The organism is Acidiphilium sp. 34-64-41, from assembly GCF_002282635.1.
GTDB lineage: Bacteria > Pseudomonadota > Alphaproteobacteria > Acetobacterales > Acetobacteraceae > Acidiphilium > Acidiphilium rubrum.
The window spans coordinates 20,243-37,833 of sequence record NZ_NCJX01000044.1 but is presented as its reverse complement, the minus strand read 5'-3'; the positions used below and the strand labels follow the sequence as shown (position 1 = coordinate 37,833).

General features: G+C 64.7%; 16 protein-coding genes and 2 pseudogenes. 11 read left to right on the top strand and 7 right to left on the bottom strand.

From position 1 onward, the window contains the following. The 6 genes from B7X49_RS10800 to B7X49_RS10775 all read right to left on the bottom strand — a co-directional run. Positions 1 to 834, bottom strand: an 834-nt coding sequence (locus B7X49_RS10800; RefSeq protein WP_286839299.1) for a zinc-dependent alcohol dehydrogenase, incomplete at its 3' end; no start/stop codon positions are given. A 25-nt stretch (positions 835 to 859) separates the two neighbouring features. Then, on the bottom strand, positions 860 to 2,299 hold the full coding sequence (locus B7X49_RS10795; RefSeq protein ID WP_286704408.1) for an NAD(P)(+) transhydrogenase (Re/Si-specific) subunit beta: 1,440 nt from the start codon (positions 2,297 to 2,299) through the stop codon (positions 860 to 862). Between the two features lie 3 nt (positions 2,300 to 2,302). After that, positions 2,303 to 2,647, bottom strand: coding sequence for a proton-translocating transhydrogenase family protein (locus B7X49_RS10790; protein WP_029312653.1), 345 nt, complete (start codon positions 2,645 to 2,647; stop codon positions 2,303 to 2,305). A gap of 13 nt (positions 2,648 to 2,660) precedes the next feature. Then, positions 2,661 to 3,788, bottom strand: coding sequence for an NAD(P) transhydrogenase subunit alpha (locus B7X49_RS10785; RefSeq protein WP_286704407.1), 1,128 nt, complete (start codon positions 3,786 to 3,788; stop codon positions 2,661 to 2,663). Positions 3,789 to 3,832: 44 nt separating this feature from the next. After that, entirely contained in the window at positions 3,833 to 5,164 is a 1,332-nt protein-coding gene (locus tag B7X49_RS10780) for an NAD-dependent succinate-semialdehyde dehydrogenase (protein WP_286839294.1), read from the bottom strand. A 44-nt stretch (positions 5,165 to 5,208) separates the two neighbouring features. Beyond that, complete coding sequence (locus B7X49_RS10775) at positions 5,209 to 6,246, bottom strand: zinc-dependent alcohol dehydrogenase family protein (protein WP_286704405.1); 1,038 nt, start codon at positions 6,244 to 6,246, stop codon at positions 5,209 to 5,211. A 287-nt stretch (positions 6,247 to 6,533) separates the two neighbouring features. Here B7X49_RS10775 and B7X49_RS10770 point away from each other — a divergent pair, with 287 nt between their 5' ends. The 11 genes and pseudogenes from B7X49_RS10770 (at position 6,534) to B7X49_RS10720 (ending at position 17,046) form a co-directional block, all read left to right on the top strand. Continuing rightward, complete coding sequence (locus B7X49_RS10770; RefSeq protein ID WP_286704404.1) at positions 6,534 to 6,929, top strand: rhodanese-like domain-containing protein; 396 nt, start codon at positions 6,534 to 6,536, stop codon at positions 6,927 to 6,929. A gap of 93 nt (positions 6,930 to 7,022) precedes the next feature. Continuing rightward, positions 7,023 to 7,826 carry an enoyl-ACP reductase FabI gene (fabI, locus tag B7X49_RS10765; protein ID WP_286704403.1) on the top strand — a complete coding sequence of 268 codons (804 nt, stop codon included), beginning with the start codon at positions 7,023 to 7,025 and terminating at the stop codon, positions 7,824 to 7,826. 25 nt (positions 7,827 to 7,851) lie between these two features. Beyond that, positions 7,852 to 9,639, top strand: coding sequence for an alpha/beta hydrolase (locus B7X49_RS10760; protein ID WP_286704402.1), 1,788 nt, complete (start codon positions 7,852 to 7,854; stop codon positions 9,637 to 9,639). A 10-nt stretch (positions 9,640 to 9,649) separates the two neighbouring features. Then, complete coding sequence (locus B7X49_RS10755; RefSeq protein ID WP_286704401.1) at positions 9,650 to 11,062, top strand: bifunctional enoyl-CoA hydratase/phosphate acetyltransferase; 1,413 nt, start codon at positions 9,650 to 9,652, stop codon at positions 11,060 to 11,062. Further along, positions 11,055 to 12,204: pseudogene (locus B7X49_RS10750) on the top strand (acetate/propionate family kinase). The gene B7X49_RS10755 and the pseudogene B7X49_RS10750 overlap by 8 nt, the downstream one beginning before the upstream one ends. A gap of 92 nt (positions 12,205 to 12,296) precedes the next feature. Next, positions 12,297 to 13,787 carry a multicopper oxidase family protein gene (locus B7X49_RS10745; RefSeq protein WP_286704400.1) on the top strand — a complete coding sequence of 497 codons (1,491 nt, stop codon included), beginning with the start codon at positions 12,297 to 12,299 and terminating at the stop codon, positions 13,785 to 13,787. Between the two features lie 131 nt (positions 13,788 to 13,918). Next, positions 13,919 to 14,425, top strand: a pseudogene (locus tag B7X49_RS10740) (acetamidase/formamidase family protein); the annotation flags it as partial. 100 nt (positions 14,426 to 14,525) lie between these two features. After that, entirely contained in the window at positions 14,526 to 14,924 is a 399-nt protein-coding gene (locus B7X49_RS10735; protein ID WP_353744425.1) for an acetamidase/formamidase family protein, read from the top strand. Between the two features lies 1 nt (position 14,925). After that, a complete protein-coding gene (locus B7X49_RS10730) occupies positions 14,926 to 15,687 on the top strand; it encodes an SDR family NAD(P)-dependent oxidoreductase (protein ID WP_286704398.1) in 762 nt (253 codons plus the stop codon). A 104-nt stretch (positions 15,688 to 15,791) separates the two neighbouring features. After that, positions 15,792 to 16,493: a CBS domain-containing protein gene (locus tag B7X49_RS10725; RefSeq protein WP_286704397.1), complete on the top strand. Its 702-nt coding sequence runs from the start codon at positions 15,792 to 15,794 to the stop codon at positions 16,491 to 16,493. 79 nt (positions 16,494 to 16,572) lie between these two features. After that, positions 16,573 to 17,046: a hypothetical protein gene (locus B7X49_RS10720; RefSeq protein WP_286704396.1), complete on the top strand. Its 474-nt coding sequence runs from the start codon at positions 16,573 to 16,575 to the stop codon at positions 17,044 to 17,046. A 326-nt stretch (positions 17,047 to 17,372) separates the two neighbouring features. Here the strand turns inward: B7X49_RS10720 and B7X49_RS10715 are convergent, their stop codons facing one another. Then, complete coding sequence (locus B7X49_RS10715; protein ID WP_286704395.1) at positions 17,373 to 17,579, bottom strand: hypothetical protein; 207 nt, start codon at positions 17,577 to 17,579, stop codon at positions 17,373 to 17,375. Positions 17,580 to 17,591: the final 12 nt, after the last annotated feature.

Genomic DNA, 17,591 nt, shown 5'->3' with positions numbered 1-17,591 from the left:
ATCGAACAGCGGGATCGGAAATTCGCCTGGCGGCAGGCCGACCAGTACGCAGATGCCGTGCTTGCGCGTCATCGCCACACCCTGGTTGAAGGCGATCAGCGAGGGCGCGGTGATCAGCACGCCGTGGGCGCCGCCATCGGTGAGTTTTTTGACCGCTGCGGCCGGATCGCCCGATTTGGCATTGACCACGCAATCGGCGCCGAGGGTGGTGGCCTGGGCCAGTTTGCGATCGTCGATATCGACCGCGCAGACCATCAACCCCATCACCTTGGCGTATTGAATCGCCAGATGCCCAAGCCCGCCGGCGCCGGAAATGGCGACCCATTCGCCCGGCCGCGCGCCGGTTTCCTTCAGCCCTTTGTAGGTGGTGATGCCGGCGCAGATGATCGGTGCTGCCGCAAGCGCATCGAGCCCGGCTGGGATATGCGCGACGTAATCGGGGTCGGCGAGAATATATTCGGCGAAACCACCGTTTTTCGTATAGCCGCCGAACTCCGCTTCGGCGCACACCGTCTCCCACGCGGTCAGACAGTATTCGCAATGACCGCAGGCAGAATACAGCCAGGGAACGCCGACGCGATCGCCCGCTTTGACAATCGTGACCCCCGCGCCAACCGCCGAAACGATGCCGATGCCTTCATGGCCGGGAATGAACGGCAGTTTCGGCTTCAGCGGCCAATCGCCATGGGCAGCGTGCAGATCGGTGTGGCAGACGCCGCAGGCCTCGGTCTTGACCACGATCTGGCCCGGGCCGGGCGTAGGGATTGCCCATTCGCGCAAGGTCAGCGGTTTGCCAAAGGCTTCGACCACGGCAGAATGCATTGTGGTTGTCATGTGTGTTTCCTATTGACTTGGGTGATTACGCTGCCGCCTTGGTGCCGAGGCCGCGCACGGCCTCGATCATGGTGGCGAGCACCGCTGCGGCGTCTCCGTAGACCATGTTGCAATTCTCAGCGTAGAACAGCGCGTTTTGAATACCGGCATAGCCTTTGCCCTGGCCGCGCTTGATGACGTAGACCTGCTTGGCCTTGTCCGCATTCAGGATCGGCATGCCAAAGATCGGCGAGGATTTATCGGTGCGCGCCGCGGGATTGACGACATCATTGGCGCCGATCACCAGCGACACATCGGTCTCGGCGAATTCGGTATTGATGTCATCGAGTTGGAAAATCATGTCATACGGCACGCCGGCTTCGGCGAGCAGCACATCCATCTGACCCGGCATGCGGCCGGCGACCGGATGGATGGCGAATTTCACCGAAACCCCGTCGGCCTGCAGCAGTTTGACGAATTCGAATAATTTCTGTTGGCCTTGCGCCGCGGCCAGACCATAGCCGGGCACGATGATGACCCTTTTGGCGTAGCGCATGAACGTGCCGGCATCGGCCGGCGCGGTCGGCTTCATTTCGCCCTTGATCGCGCCATGGGCATGGGAAGGCGCATCGCCGAAATTGGAGAACAGCACATTGGCGATCGAACGATTCATTGCCCGTGCCATCAGAATCGTCAGCATCAGGCCGGCGGCACCCACCACCATGCCGGCAATCATCAGGGCCGGATTCTGCAACACGAACCCTTCGAGCCCCACCGCCAACCCGGTGAACGCATTATAGATCGAAATCACCACCGGCATATCGGCACCGCCGATCGGCAACGTCAGCATGATGCCGAACAGCATGGCCAGAATGAAGAACCCGTAGATGAAATCGGGCGAAACCGCGCTGCTCTGACTGAGCACCGCGATCATCACACCCGCTGCCAGGCTCAGCAGAAACAAGAACAGGTTGATGTAGCGCATGAACGGCAGGCGCAGCGGCTTGTTCAGAATGCTCTGCAATTTCGCCCAGGCGATGATCGATCCCGCAAACGAAACCGCGCCGATCAATGCGCCCAGCAACGTCACCACCAGCGGCACGATGCCGGTGGTGTGACGGGCGAACAATTCAACTGCCGCAATCGACCCCGCCGCACCGCCGCCCATGCCGTTGTAAATCGCGACCATCTGCGGCATCGCGGTCATCGCAACCTTGCGGCCGCCCCACCACGACACCCCGCCACCGATCACCAGCGCGATCAGCGCGAGCCCGATATTGACTGGCAGGAACGGGCGCGCCGCGGCACTGACGCCGACGATGTCGAGAAACGTCACCAGAATCGCAACCGCCATGCCGATGCCGGCAACGAAAATCCCCGAAGGTGCGGTGACCGGCGAGGCCATCCGGTGCAGCCCGTACAGCAGCAGAAATGCCGCCACCAGATCGACCGCACCGACCAATAATTGTGAAACCTGATCGATCATGGCTCAGACTTTCTTGTGAGGGGCGGCGCGCTTGTGCGCCGGTCGTTTTGCATGCGCCGGATGCGCGCTGGTCTGAAACATCGCCAGCATCCGGTCGGTCACCGCATAGCCACCGGCGGCATTGCCGGCGCCCAGCAGCACGGCGATGAAGCCGATGATGCGTTCGGTCAGCGTCGTCGCATCGAGCAGCACGATGATGCCGCCGATCACCACGATGCCGTGGACGAAATTCGAGCCCGACATCAGCGGCGTATGCAAAATCGCCGGCACCCGGCCGATGATGATCCAGCCGGCAAACCCCGCCAGCATGAAAATATAGAGCCCGGTGAAACTATCGATATGGATCATGACAATCTCGCTTTCATGCCGCTTTCTGCGGGGTTGTCGCCTTCGGCGTGACCCTTTTGCCGGCGTGGGTGATGGCGGTGTGCGCCAGGATTTCGTCCTGCCAGTCGATCGTGATGACATTGTCCTTGAGCATCAGCGCGAGCAGGTTGAACACGTTGCGCGCATAGAGCGCGCTGGCATCCGCCGGCAGGCAGGACGGCACGTTGAGCGGCGCCGCAATGCTCACGCCACCAACCCGCACCGTCTCGCCCGGCACGCTCGCCTCGCAATTGCCACCGCCCTCGGCCGAAAGATCGACAATGACGGAACCCGCCTTCATGCCCGCCACCTGCGCCTTGCTGATCAGCCGCGGCGAGCGATGGCCGGGGATGGCCGCGGTGGTGATGATCAGATCCGCCTGCTGGATATGCGTGGTCAGCACAGCATCGATCTTGGTGGTTTCGGCCGGGGTCAGCGCGCGCGCATAGCCACCCTTGCCCGTCGCATCGACGCCGGTAGCCACGAAACTAGCCCCGAGCGAGGCAATCTGCCCGGCGGTATCCGGCCTCACGTCATACCCCTCGACCATCGCGCCGAGCCGATGCGCGGTCGCGACCGCTTCGAGCCCCGCGACGCCCAGCCCCATCACCAGAACCTTGGCCGGCCCGATCGTGCCGCCCGCCGTTGTCACCTTCGGCAACACGCGCGGCAAGTGCGTCGCACCCAGCAGAACCGCGTAATACCCGGCCAGCGCCGCCTGGCTCGACAGCGCATCCATCGCCTGCGCACGGGTGACGCGTGGGATCGATGCCATAGCGAAACAGGTGATGCGCCGCGCCAGCAAGCGTTCGAGCAATACCGCATCATGCGCCGGATCGACGAAGCAGATCAGGATCGCGCCCTCCTGCATCGCATCGACCACGGCAACCGCCGGCGCCTGCACCGCCAGCACCACATCGGCGGCACCGACCATTGCGGTTCGATCGGTCATGATAACGACATCGTCGAACCCAGCATCATCCAGCCCGCTCGCGTCACCGGCGCCAGACTGCATGTGCAGCCTGGCCCCAAGTTTGGTGAGTTTTTCAATCAGCACAGGGACCAGGGCAACGCGCCGCTCATGGACCTGGGTTTCCTTCAAGACGGCGACGTTGACGTACATGGTAATCCCTTTATTATAGCTGACCTGTTAAACGAGGCTCTGCGTCAGACCGGTGCTTCGACAGCCGCGTAACGGACCAGTTTTTTATTGACGAATTCCTGAATGCCCATGTCGCCCAACTCCCGGCCATAGCCGGAGTCTTTGATGCCGCCGAACGGCAGTTCGGCATCGGACCAGGAGATGTTATTGATGAACATCATGCCGGTCTCGACCCGGCTGGCCACCCGCTTGCCGCGCGCGATGTCCTTGGTGAACACCGAGCCACCAAGCCCGAAATCGGAATCATTGGCCAGCGCAATCGCCTCATCCTCGTTCTTGACGCGGAAGAACATCGCGACCGGGCCAAAGAACTCATCACGAAACGCCGGGTTGCCGGGCTTCACATCGGTCAGGATGGTCGGCTGCATGAACGAACCGGGACGATCGATGCGCTTGCCGCCCAGCACCACCTTGGCACCATGCGCCACCGCGACCTTGACCTGTTCGAGCAGCTGCACCAGCGCCGCCTCGGTCGACAGCGGACCCAGCGTGGTCGCCTCATCGAGCGGATCACCGGCTTTCAATGCACCCAGTGCGCGCTTGGCCGCACAGCAGGTCTGCCCGCCGTTATACATGCGCCCCCACACCGCCCATTTCACGGTATGATCGAGATCGGCATCGTCGAGCACGATGAACGCATCGCTGCCGCCCAACTCCATCGATGAGGGCTTCAGATTCTGCCCGGCGCGTGCTGCAATCGAGCGTCCCGCGGCAACACTGCCGGTCAGCGCTACACCCTTGATGCGCGGATCATCGATCACGGTTTCGGTCTGCTCATGGGTGATCAGCAGATTAGTATAAAGCCCGGCGGGACCGCCCGCCTCGATCCAGATTTTCTCGAACGCGATCGCGCATTGCGGCACGCAGCCGGCATGTTTGACCATCAGCACATTGCCCGCCATCAGATGCGGCCCGGCGACCCGTGCCAGCTGATAATACGGAAAGTTCCAGGGCTCCACGCCAAAGATCACGCCGATCGGCGTGCTCTCCATATGCGCATCACCGATCACCGGGTGAAGCTCCTCGGGGGCCAGAAACTTCGCGGCGTTCTTGGCGTAATAGGCGAGAATGTTGGAGCTGAACTCCACCTCGCCGCGCGCCTCGTTGATCCGCTTGCCCATTTCGAGCGTCATGATGTGGGCAAGCTCATCGGCCCGGTCATGCATGATGGCGGCGGCCTTGTTCACGATGATCGCGCGCTCGGCGTAGGATTTGTGCTTCCAACTTTCGAAACATGCCGTCGCGGTCGCGATTTTTGCTTCAAGCTGCGCATCGGAGAGTTCAACGAAGGTCTGCAACAGCTTGCCATCGAACGGATTGACGCTTTGATAACCCATGGAATTGGTCCTTTGTGGTTGTTATGCGCAAAGCCAGCTATGGCTCACGCGGTGATGATGACCTTCAGCGCGTGCGATTTGGCTGCATGGCCAAAGGTTTCATACGCTTCGATAATCTGATCGAGTACGAAATGATGTGTGATCAGGCGTTTCGGATCGATCTTGTTGGCGCGGAGCACGTTGAGCAGCATCGGCGTGCTGACGGTGTCGACCAGCCTGGTGGTGATCGTGACGTTGCGATCCCATAAATGTTCCAGATGCAGATCGACCTTGGTGCCGTGCACGCCGATATTCGCAATCACGCCGCCCGGTGCAACGAGGCTCTCGCACAGCTCGAACGTGGCCGGAACGCCGACCGCCTCGATCGCGGTATCCACGCCCCGCCCCTCGGTCATGCGCATGATGGTCTCTACAGCCTTGCCATCGCCGCTGTTCACCGTCGCGGTGGCGCCGAAGCGCTTGGCGATTTCGAGGCGATTGTCATCGAGATCGACCATGATGATCTCGGCCGGCGCGTAGAATTGCGCGGTCAACAATGCGGCCAGACCAATCGGCCCGGCGCCGACAATGGCAACCACGCTGCCCGGCTGCACGCGGCCGTTGAGCACGCCGCATTCAAACCCGGTCGGCAGAATGTCGCTCAGCATCACCAGCGCCTCTTCATCCGCGCCTGCGGGAATGTGATACAGGCTGTTGTCGGCGTAGGGAATCCGCACGAATTCGGCCTGCGTGCCATCGATACTGTTGCCGAGAATCCAGCCGCCGGTCGTGCAATGCGAATACATCGATTTGCGGCAATAGGCGCACCGGCCGCAGGCGCTGATGCAGGAAATCAGCACATGGTCGCCCGGCTTGAACGCCGAAACCTCTGCCCCCACCGTCTCGATCACGCCGACACCCTCATGCCCCAGAATTCGTCCCGGCGTGCAGGTCGGCACATCACCCTTCATGATGTGCAAATCGGTGCCGCAGATCGTCGTCTTGCTGATTTTCACGATCGCATCGGTCGGCGCGGTAATGACCGGTTTTTCATGATCGTCCAGCGATTGCTTGCCTGGACCGTGATAGATGAGCGCTTTCATGTCTGACCCCGATGTTGGAGGAAATCATCCGCGATCTCTCTGGCCTTCCGGCCGCAGTCGTCCCGTGATGATCGAAAATCGGCGGCCGTATCCGATGGTCCCGACCGGCGCATCAAAGGCGCAAGCCCGGCGCGGGTCATTGATCCAAATCAAACGTGACGATTGATCCAGTCAATCCGCTCCGGCCGCGCAAAACCCGCGCGGCAGGACTGCGGCCGATCATTTCACCATTGTCATCGCACCGGTGACGTCCGATATGAAAGGCAAGTTTTTTGCAGGAGGCAACAATGTCATACAGTTCAAGCCAGCACGTCGCCGAAGCCGCGCGCGCAACGGACCGTCTCACCCCCGCCGAAGCCGTGAAGCTGATCGGCGATCCCAGGGTCACCTTCATCGATGTGCGCGATCCGGCCGAACTCGCCAAGACCGGCAGCATTACCGGTGCCGTCAACGCCCCGCGAGCCCTGCTCGAATTCAAGGCCGACCCGGCCAGCCCGATGCACGAACCCGCGCTCACCAGCGGCAAACGCCTCGTTTTATTCTGTGCCTCCGGTGGCCGTGCCGCACTCGCTGCGAAAACCCTGCACGACATCGGGCTGCATCACATCGCCCATGTCAGCGGCGGCGGCTTCGCAGCGCTCGAACAGGCCGGCGCCGCAATCACCAAGCCGCCCGCGGGCTGAATCCCACCCCAACACCACGGGGTTTGACCTGGATCAACGACAGAGGCCGATCCCGCGCACACAACGCCTCCTGCACCCCGCCAGGAGGACATCATGGCCGCATCATCCGAACCGTCTGATTTGCACCGCCCGATCATCGACCTCACCGGCAAGATCGGGTTGGTCCTCGGCATCGCGAACGAGCACTCGATCGCGGCAGGGTGCGCGCGGCGCTTCGCGCAAGCGGGCGCGCAACTTGCCGCCACCTGCCTCAATGAAACCGCGCGGCCCTATGTCGCATCGGTCACCGCAACACTGCCCTGCAAGCTGCTGCTGGCGTGCGATGTGCGGGAAGCCGGCGCGCTCGAAGCGGTGTTCGCGGCCATCCGCGCGGAATACGGCCGGCTCGATTTCCTGCTGCACGCCATCGCCTTCGCGCCGCGCGACGATCTGCACGCCCGCGTGACCGATTGTTCGGCGGGCGGCTTCGCGATGGCGATGGATGTATCCTGCCATTCCTTCATCCGCTGCGCGCGTCTCGCCGAACCGCTGATGCAGGATGGCGGCGCATTGCTCAGCGTCAGCTTCTACGGCGCGGAGCGCGTGGTGGCGCATTACAATCTGATGGGACCGGTCAAGGCCGCGCTGGAATCGAGCGTGCGCGCCCTCGCCGCCGAACTTGGCCCGAAGCGCATCCGGGTCAATGCGCTTTCACCGGGCCCGATCGCGACGCGCGCGGCCAGCGGCATCGACCGGTTCGATGAACTGCTGGAGCGCGCGGCGCGCGACGCACCCGAACATCACCTCGCGACCATCGAGGATGTCGGCGCGCTCGCCGCCTTCCTCGCCAGCGACGCCGCCGCCCGCATCACCGGCACCATCATTCCGGTCGATGGCGGCCAACACATCATGGCGTGAGCCACGCCAATCAGGAGACCGCGCCATGAGTGCCGACATCAAACGCGCAAGACCCACCGCCCGCCGGCCAGATCCCGCCCCACCGGGCCCAATCATGCCGCCGATCACCAACGAACCGGTCGCGACCACCGACCCGTTCGACCGTGCCCTGCACGCCGCCGAAGCCAAGGTCACCGGCGGCCTGTCCCCCGCCGCACTCACCCTGGCGATGCGCGACTGGGCGGTCCATCTCGCCAACCAGCCGGCGCGGCGCCTGAACCTCGCCCGCCAGGCGTTCGAGGATGCCGCCGCCATCGGCCGCATCGCGCTCGGCCTGCCCGAGACGCCGACCGAACCCACGGCCGGCGATCGCCGCTTTTCCCATCCGCGCTGGCAGGACATGCCCTACCGTTTGTATCAGGAGCAGTTCCTGCGCACCGAACGCTGGTGGCACGACGCCACCACCGGCATCGCCGGCGTCGATGCCGCGCATGAGCGCATGGTGAGCTTCATGGCGCGCCAGACACTCGATGCGATGGCGCCCGGCAATCTGCCGCTGCTGAACCCTGACGTGACCGAGGCCGCCCGCGCCAGCAACGGCGCCTCGCTGCGCAACGGGCTGAAAAACCTGATGCAGGATGTCGCCCACGCCCTGCACCCGGATACCGATCTGCCGCTGCAACCGGGGCGCGATGTCGCGGTCACGTCCGGCACCATCGTCTACCGCAACCGACTGATCGAGCTGATCCAATACGCGCCCACCACCGCAACCGTCCGGCCGGAACCGCTGCTGATCGTACCGGCCTGGATCATGAAATACTATATTCTCGACCTCTCGCCGCACAACGCGCTGGTGCGCTACTTCATCGGCCAGGGCTTCACCGTGTTCATGATCTCCTGGCACAACCCGACCGCGGCGGACCGCGACACCGGGCTCGATGACTACCGCGCCGATGGCGTGATGGCCGCGCTCGATGCGGTCAGCGCCATCACCGCAGCGCCGCGCATCCACGCCGCCGGCTATTGCCTCGGCGGCACGCTGCTCGCCATCGCCGCCGCCGCCATGGCGCGCGATGGCGATCAGCGCCTCGCCTCGCTGTCGCTGTTCGCCGCGCAGACCGATTTCACCGAGGCCGGCGCGTTGCAATTGTTCATCAGCGACGCACAACTCGCCTTCCTCGATGATATCATGTGGCGTCAGGGCTATCTCGATTCCGCACAGATGGCCGGCGCCTTTCAGATGCTGCAATCGAACGATCTGGTCTGGTCGCGCATGATCAGGCGCTATTTCATCGGCGAGGCAGACCATCCGAACGACCTGATGTCCTGGAATCAGGACGCAACACGCATGCCCTACCGGATGCACGCCGAATATCTGCGCCATCTGTTTCTGCACAACGACCTCGCAGAAGGCCGGCTGAATGCCGCCGGCCGGCCGGTCTCGATCGGTGATATCACCGCCCCGCTATTCGTCGTCGGTACCGAGCGCGACCACATCGCGCCCTGGCACTCGGTGTATAAATTGCATTTGCTCAACCGCGGCCCTCTCACCTTCGTGCTGACCTCGGGCGGCCACAACGCCGGCATCGTCAGCGAACCGGGCCATCCGCGCCGGCACTTCGCCATCCAGCACCGCGCCCCCGGCGATCCCTATCGCGCGCCGCAGGACTGGCAGCAGCACGCGCCGGTGCAGGAGGGCTCATGGTGGCCGATGCTGGTCGAATTCCTCAACGCCCGCTCCGCACCACCGGTGCCGCCGCCGCCTTTGGGGCGCGCCGCCGCGGGCTATCCACCGCTCGGCGCCGCCCCCGGCACCTACATCCACGAACGCTGAGGATATCGCCATGCAGAAATTCCAACGCGCGCCGCTCAGCACCTCGCTGATCGAGAACCGCGTGTTCGACGATATCGCGATCGGCGATACCGCCTCGATCAGCCGCACCCTGACCCTCGATGACATCGCCCTGTTCGCCTACATTTCAGGGGACATCAATCCTGCCCATATGGATGCGGAATATGCCCGCACCGACATGTTCCACCACATCATCGTCCACGGCATGTGGACCGCCGGCCTGATCTCGGCGGTGCTCGGCACCCGTCTGCCGGGGCCGGGCACGATCTATCTCGATCAGAGCCTGCAATTCCGCGCGCCGGTCGCCCCGGGCGATACGATCACCGCGAGCGTCACGGTGACCGAGCGGATGGCTGAAAAACACCGCCTCACCCTCGATTGCAGCGCGGTCAATCAGAACAACGTCGTCGTTCTGCGCGGCACCGCGCTGGTGCAGGCGCCCACCGAAGCCATCAGCCGCCCCGCCATGGCGCTGCCCGATGTGCGGCTGACCCGGCATGAACGCTTCAACACCCTGCTCGGCCTCGCCCGCGCGCGCGGCCCCTGCACCACCGCCATCGCGCATCCGTGCGACGAAGTGACCCTGCGCGCCGCGCTCGATGCCGCCGCCGCCGGGCTGATCGTGCCGATTCTGGTCGGGCCGGCAGGCAGGATCCGCGCCGCCGCCGGCACCGCCGGCCTCGACCTCACCGGGCTGCGGATCGAGGATGCACCCCACAGCCACGCCGCCGCCGCCCGCGCCGTGCAGCTGGTGCACGACGGCGCCGCCCGCCTGCTGATGAAAGGCGCGCTGCACACCGACGAGCTGATGCACGCGGTGATGCACGCCGAGACCGGCTTGCGCACCGATCATGTGCTGTCGCATATTTACGTGATGGACGTGCCCGGCTATCCGCGCCCGCTGCTGCTGACCGATGCGGCAATCAACATCGCGCCGAACCTCACGACCAAGGCGGGCATCGCGCAAAACGCGATCGACCTTGCCCGCGCGCTCGGCATCGACACCCCGAAACTCGCCGTGCTGGCCGCGGTGGAAACCATCAACCCCGCCATGCCATCGACGCTGGATGCCGCCGCCCTCTGCAAAATGGCCGAGCGCGGCCAGATCACCGGCGGCCTGATCGATGGGCCGCTCGCCTTCGACAATGCGGTGAGCCGTAGCGCCGCGGCGGAAAAGAACATTATCTCCGCCGTCGCCGGGCAGGCTGACATCCTGCTGGCGCCGGATCTCGAGGCGGGCAACATGATGGCCAAGCAACTCACCTTCCTCGCCGGCGCCGATGCCGCCGGCGTCGTCGCCGGCGCGCGCGTGCCGATCATCCTGACCAGCCGGGCGGACGACAGCCGCACCCGCCTCGCCTCCTGCGCGGTCGCCCTGCTGATGGTGGCGCATGACCATGGCTGACGCGGTCCTGGTGCTGAACGCGGGTTCATCGAGCATCAAATTCGCGATCGTCGAAACCGGCGGCGCGCGCATCGCACACGGCCAGATCGAGCAAATCGGCGAGGCGCCGCATCAAACGCCTGGTCGATCGCCACTGGCCGGACGGCGCGACCCTCTCGCACGAAGCTCTGCTGACTCCGCTGCTCGACTGGGCCGAAGCCCATCTCGAGGGCGACCGTCTGATCGGCGTCGGGCACCGCATCGTCCACGGCGGTACCGATTTCGTCGCCCCGGTCCGGCTGGACGCCCGCACCCTTGCCGCACTCGACCGGCTGACGCCACTGGCCCCGCTGCATCAACCGCATAATCTGGCGGCAGTCCGCGCGATCACGGCAATCCGCCCCAACCTGCCGCAGATCGCCTGTTTCGATACCGGGTTTCACCACACCATGCCGCCGGTCGCGACCCGCCTGCCGCTGCCGGCGCGCTACCATGCAGCCGGCGTGCGGCGCTACGGGTTTCACGGCCTGTCCTACGAGTTCATCGCCGGACGCTTCGCAGCGCTCGATCCGACGCGCGCCGCCGGACGGGTGATCGCAGCACATATCGGCAACGGCGCCAGCGCCTGCGCCATGCACAACGGCGGCTCGGTCGATACCAGCATGGGGTTCACCGCCCTCGACGGGCTGATGATGGGCACGCGCACCGGCGCGCTCGACCCCGGCGTGGTGCTCTACATGGCGCAGCATGAAACCCTGGCGCCGGACGCGATCAGCCACATCCTGTACAGCGAATCCGGCCTACTCGGCGTCTCCGGCGCAAGTTCGGACATGCGCGTGCTGCTGGCGAGCGACCAACCCGATGCCCGCCTCGCGGTCGATCTGTTCTGCCACCGCGCCGCGCGCGAAATCGCCGGCCTCACCGTGGCGCTCGGCGGGCTCGATGCGCTGATCTTCACCGCCGGCATCGGCGAACACGCCGCACCGGTCCGGCGCATGATCTGCGACAAGCTCGGCCATCTCGGCATCACGCTCGACCCTTCAGCCAACGACCGCGCCGACCCGATCATCAGCGCGCCGCACGCAAAAATCGCGGTCTGGGTGATCCCGACCGACGAAGAAGCCATGATCGCCCGCCACACCATCGCCCTGCTGACCGGCTGAACCCGCCGCATCCCCGTGCAGGGTTGACCTTCCAACTATAGGAAGGCGCTACATGCGCATTTGTTTCACCCGCCCTCGCAGGAGACGCCGCCATGTCGCACGTTCTATCCCGCCGTTCGCTGGTCACCGCCGGCGGCGCTATCGCGATGCTGCCGCTGCTCGACGGCTCGGCGATCGCCGTATCGCGACCCGCATCGGCGCCGCAGCGCCTGACCGCCGGCAGCCGGATCATCGAGGTCGACGGCCGCGCCGCCAAAGTCTTTCGCCTCAGCAACGCCGCCGGGCAGAGCGGCCTCAGCCTCGCTCCCGGCGAAGCGTTCCACGTCGCCCTGACCAACGCGCTCGACGAACCCACCATCATCCATTGGCACGGCCAGTTGCCGCCCTGGACGCAGGATGGATTTCCCTGGCCGCAAACCCCGCCCCTGACCCCGCATTCGGTCAAATCATATGACTATAATCCCATTGCCGGCACGTATTGGATGCACTCGCACCAGGGCATGCAGGAACAGCGCCTGATGACCGCACCGCTGATCGTGCACGACGCCGCGACCCTGCGTGAAGACCGCCAGGAGATCGTGCTGATGCTGCACGATTTCAGCTTCAAGACGCCGGACGAATTGCTCGCCGGCCTGACCGGCCAGACGCAAGCCGCGGCCCACGCGATGAGCCGCGCCAGTGAGGCCCAGCCCGCGTCACCGATGTCGATGAGCGGCATGAGCGGCATGAGCGGCATACAGTCCGGCGGCACGAGCGGCATGTCGATGGATTCGAACGATATCCGCTACGACGCCTTCCTCGCCAACGACCGTACCCTGGCCGATCCCGCCATCATCCCGGTCAACCGCGGCGGCCGCGTCCGCCTGCGGGTCATCAACGGCGCGTCATCGAGCCAGTTCTGGATCGACCTCGGCGCGCTGCACGGCACGGTCGTCGCGGTCGATGGCCATGCGGTGCTCCCGATCGGCGGATCGCGATTCCCGATCGCCATCGCCCAGCGGCTGGACATTCTGGTCGATCTGCCCGCCGCCGGCGCGTTTCCCATACTGGCACGGCTCGAAGACTCGCGCCGCCGCACCGGCATCGTGCTGGCAACGCCGGGGGCCGCGATTCCGAAATACACCAACACCGGGCTCGACCACGTGCAGCCGATCGACAATGCATTCGAATCCCGCCTGGTCGCCCGCAATCCGCTGCACCCGCGCAAGCCGGATTTGGTCCACCGGATCGTGATGTCCGGCGCGATGAAACCCTACCGCTGGTCGCTCAACGGCGCCTTCTGGCCCAACATCACGCCCCTGATGCTGAAACCGGGCCAGCGCGTCCAACTCGATCTGGTCAACCACTCGATGATGGCGCACCCGATGCATCTGCACGGCCATTCATTCCAGGTCATCGCCATCAACGGCCGGCCGATCAACGGCGCGGTGCGCGATACCGTGCTGGTCACGCCGATGATGGGCAGCGTCCGCATCGCCTTCGATGCCATCAACCCCGGCCGCTGGGCGTTCCACTGCCATAATCTGTATCACATGATGACCGGCATGATGACGGAGTTCCGCTACCAAGGCATCCCCGCGTAATAACCCCATGCCACCCCCAACACCCAATAACCCCAGGGTCAAAAAGTTTTTTGCTTCTTTTTTACAAAAAAGAAGCCCTACCCTCGCTATCTCCCTAGCTTGACAGCCCCTCACCGCCGATAAACTCTCACATGCCGCAACCACAAGGGGGAATCACGCTCATGGCGGAACGATGGCTGGCCGGTTCGATCGTCGCAACCCGTGGCGTCGGCTGGGCGCGCAAACCGCGGCTGCACCACCTGACCGAGGCGGCGCAAGGCCGGTTTCACTACACGATCGGCCCCTATTCCGAACCGGTGCTGACGGTCGCCCCCGGTGACCGCATCCTGATCGAAACGCGCGATGCGTTCGAGGGCGCGATCCGCACCGAGCGCGACAAACCGAGCAAACGTCTGCGCATGCCCTTCGTCAATCCGCAGAACGGCCCGATCATGATCGAAGGCGCCGAACCCGGTGATACCATCGCCGTTCACATCGAACGCATGCGCCCGCGCGGCGAAAACCCGCGCGGCACCTGCTGCATGATCCCGTATTTCGGCGCGCTCACCGGCACTGGCCTCACCGCCTCGCTGCAACCGCCGCTGCCGGAAATCACCCGCAAAATCCACGTCGATGAAAAGGAAGTCCGCTGGAGTGCCCGCGTCGTGCTGCCCTACGCGCCGCACATCGGCACGCTGAGCACCTCGCCCGAAATCGACAGCATCAACTCCCTCACCCCCGGCCCGCACGGCGGCAACAATCACCTATCTGCCGGTCCGCGCGCCGGGCGGCCGCCTGTTCATCGGCGACGCCCATGCCTGCCAGGGCGATGGCGAAGTGTGCGGCACCGCGGTCGAATACGCGTCCGAAACTACCATCCGCGTCGATCTGATCAAATCCTGGGCGCTCGACTGGCCGCGCCTGGAGCGGCAGGATTTCATCATGACGATCGGCAGCGCCCGCCCGCTCGAGGACGCGACGCGCATCGCCTATCGCGATCTGGTGCTCTGGATGGAAGCCGAATACGGGTTCGACCGGTGGGACGCCTACATGATGCTGAGCCAGTGCGGCCGCGTGCGGCTCGGCAATTTCGTCGACCCCAACTACACGGTCGGCGCCGGCATCTCGAAAAAATATCTCGCCCCGGAAGGCAAATGACATGGATCTCGGATTGAGCGGCAAACGCGCATTGATCACCGGCGGCACCAAAGGCATCGGCCGCGCCGTCGCCGAACAGTTCGCCGCCGAAGGCACCGATGTCGCCATCTGTGCCCGCAACGCGGGCGAAGTTGCCGAAACCGTCGCGGCCCTCAGCGCGCTTGGCGTGCGCGCAACCGGCCGCGCGGTCGATGTCGCCGATGGCCCGGCGCTGACCGCCTGGGTGCGCGACGTCACCACGGAATTCGGCGGGCTCGATATCGTGGTCTCCAACGTCTCCGCCCTCGCCATCGGCCAGGACGAAGCGTCCTGGCGCGCCGAATTCGAAACCGACATGATGGGCACGGTCCACGCCGTCGATGCCGCGATGCCCGCGCTCGAAGCCTCCGGCGCCGCCGCCATCGTCGTCATCTCCTCGGTGTCCGGCCGCGAGGTCGATTTCGCAGCCGGGCCCTACGGCGTGTTCAAGGCGGCGCTGATCCACTACGCCAAGGGCCTGTCGTTCCAGCTTGCGCCCAAGGGCATCAGGGTCAACGCGCTCTCGCCCGGCAACACCTATTTCCCTGGTGGCGTCTGGGAAAAAATCGAACACGGCAACCCCGAACTCTACCGCCAGGCCCTCGCGCTGAACCCGACCGGCCGCATGGGCAAGCCCGAGGAAATGGCGCGCGCCGTCGTGTTCCTCGCCAGCCCGGCCGCCAGCTTCATCACCGGCACCAACCTGGTGGTCGATGGCGCGCTAACCCGCGGCGTGCAGTTCTGAACCACCCGCTCCTTCCCATCACCACAATCACGGCATTGATCAAGATCAAGGCAGCCCCCTCGAAACCAGCCTAGGCTGAAGCTCGCAGTTTCGAGGAGGAACCCATGAACGTCCGCGACATCATGACAACCAACCCCACCACCGTCAGGCCCGAAACCGGCCTGGCGGAGGCCGGACAACTCTTGCTGAGCCAACATCTCGCCGCCCTGCTGGTCACCGACGCCGATGATCATCTGCTCGGCATCATCACCGATGGCGATCTGCTGCGCCGGCCGGAACTGGGCACCGCGCCCGCAATCGGCTGGTGGCGCGGCTTCCTCACGCCCGAAACCGCCGCCAACCAATTCATCAAGACCCGCGGCCGTCACGTCAGCGAAGTGATGACCGAAACACTCGTCAGCGTCGATCTCGACACCCCGCTGATCGATGCGGTCGAGCGCATGCAATCCTCCCGCATCAAACAACTCCCGGTCCTGCGCGGCACCAGACTGGTCGGCCTGCTGACCCGCCGCAACGTCCTCGCCGCCCTGCTCGACCGCCTCGCCGCCGACGGCGAGACCACCATCTCCGATGACGCCATCACCACCCTGATCCGCACCGCCATCAGCCGCTCCAACTGGGCGCCGAAAGACATGGTCAGGGTCGTCGCCGACCACGGCGCCGTCACCCTGTCAGGCCCCGTCTTCAGCGATGCCGAACGGCGCGCCCTCATCGTCATCGCCGAAAACACCAGCGGCGTCACCCACGTCAACGATCAGATGATCTTCGTCGACTCGACCAGCGGCGTCGCATTCGGCTCGTTTTGATCAGGCCCGACCCAACCAAAGGTCAGAGTGCGCCGCACCGCAAATCCAGCGGTGCGGCCTGCAAATATGCTGGGCACCCATGCCACAGCATCTGACAGCCGCCGACCCGGGCCACCAACACGCCGTGCTCATCACCCCGATGCACCAGGCCGACATCGACCCAAGCTTCCCGATCATCAGACTGGCCATGCCAAAAGTTCAACTCCCCGCATGGCGGCAATACGCGCGACGCGCCATCGCCTCGAAATCACCCGGCCGCGGCATCCTCGCCGCCCGCTGGCATAACCGCCATCACCCCGCCGGATTGGCCTGTTTCAACACGCGCACCGAACTCGACAACACCAAAACCCTATGCGCCCGCCCCGTCGTCGCCGTCGATATTCTCCACCCCGATCACCTGATCACCGCACTCGTCAAACAATTATGCGCCATCGCCCAAACCACACACTGCACCCACATCAGCCTCGCCCTGCCCCAAACCCCAACCCTCGACCTCACCACAATCACCCTGAACCGCACCGCCACAATCACCCAGGATTACACGATCGGCTAACGGCGCGTTGGGGGGGCGGGGTCACTGAGGGTAATGAAGGCCAGGGGCTCTGCCCCAGGGGAGGGCGACACAGGCCAGATCGACGGAACCACCGAGGCAGCGCCCTCCCCTTGCCTAAAACTAGCGGGTTCTAAGGGCTCCGCCCTTAGTGGGGGGTTCGGGGGGCAAAGCCCCCTGATCTTACTCCCTACAGTGACACCCACCCCCACGCGCCGTTAGCCGATCACCCAATCATGGGAAGCGTTTCTTGGTGTAGCGCCAGGCGATCAGGTAGAATCCGAGGTAGGCGAGAGGGATGAACAGGATGAGACCTTCGAGACCGCCGATCATCGTACGGTTTCCTTGTGTGGGGCGAGGCTGTCGGCCTCCTGGGTTTCGAACAGCACGGCGCTGCTGACGGCGATGAGCACGATCATGGTGGTGCCGACCAGCCAGGCGAAGTACCAGGGGCCGTAGTCACCGGCGACCACCGCGAGCAACAGGGCGGTCACCACGATGATGGCGAGTGCGCCGAATTTGACGAGATCTTTCATGGTGTCTGTCTC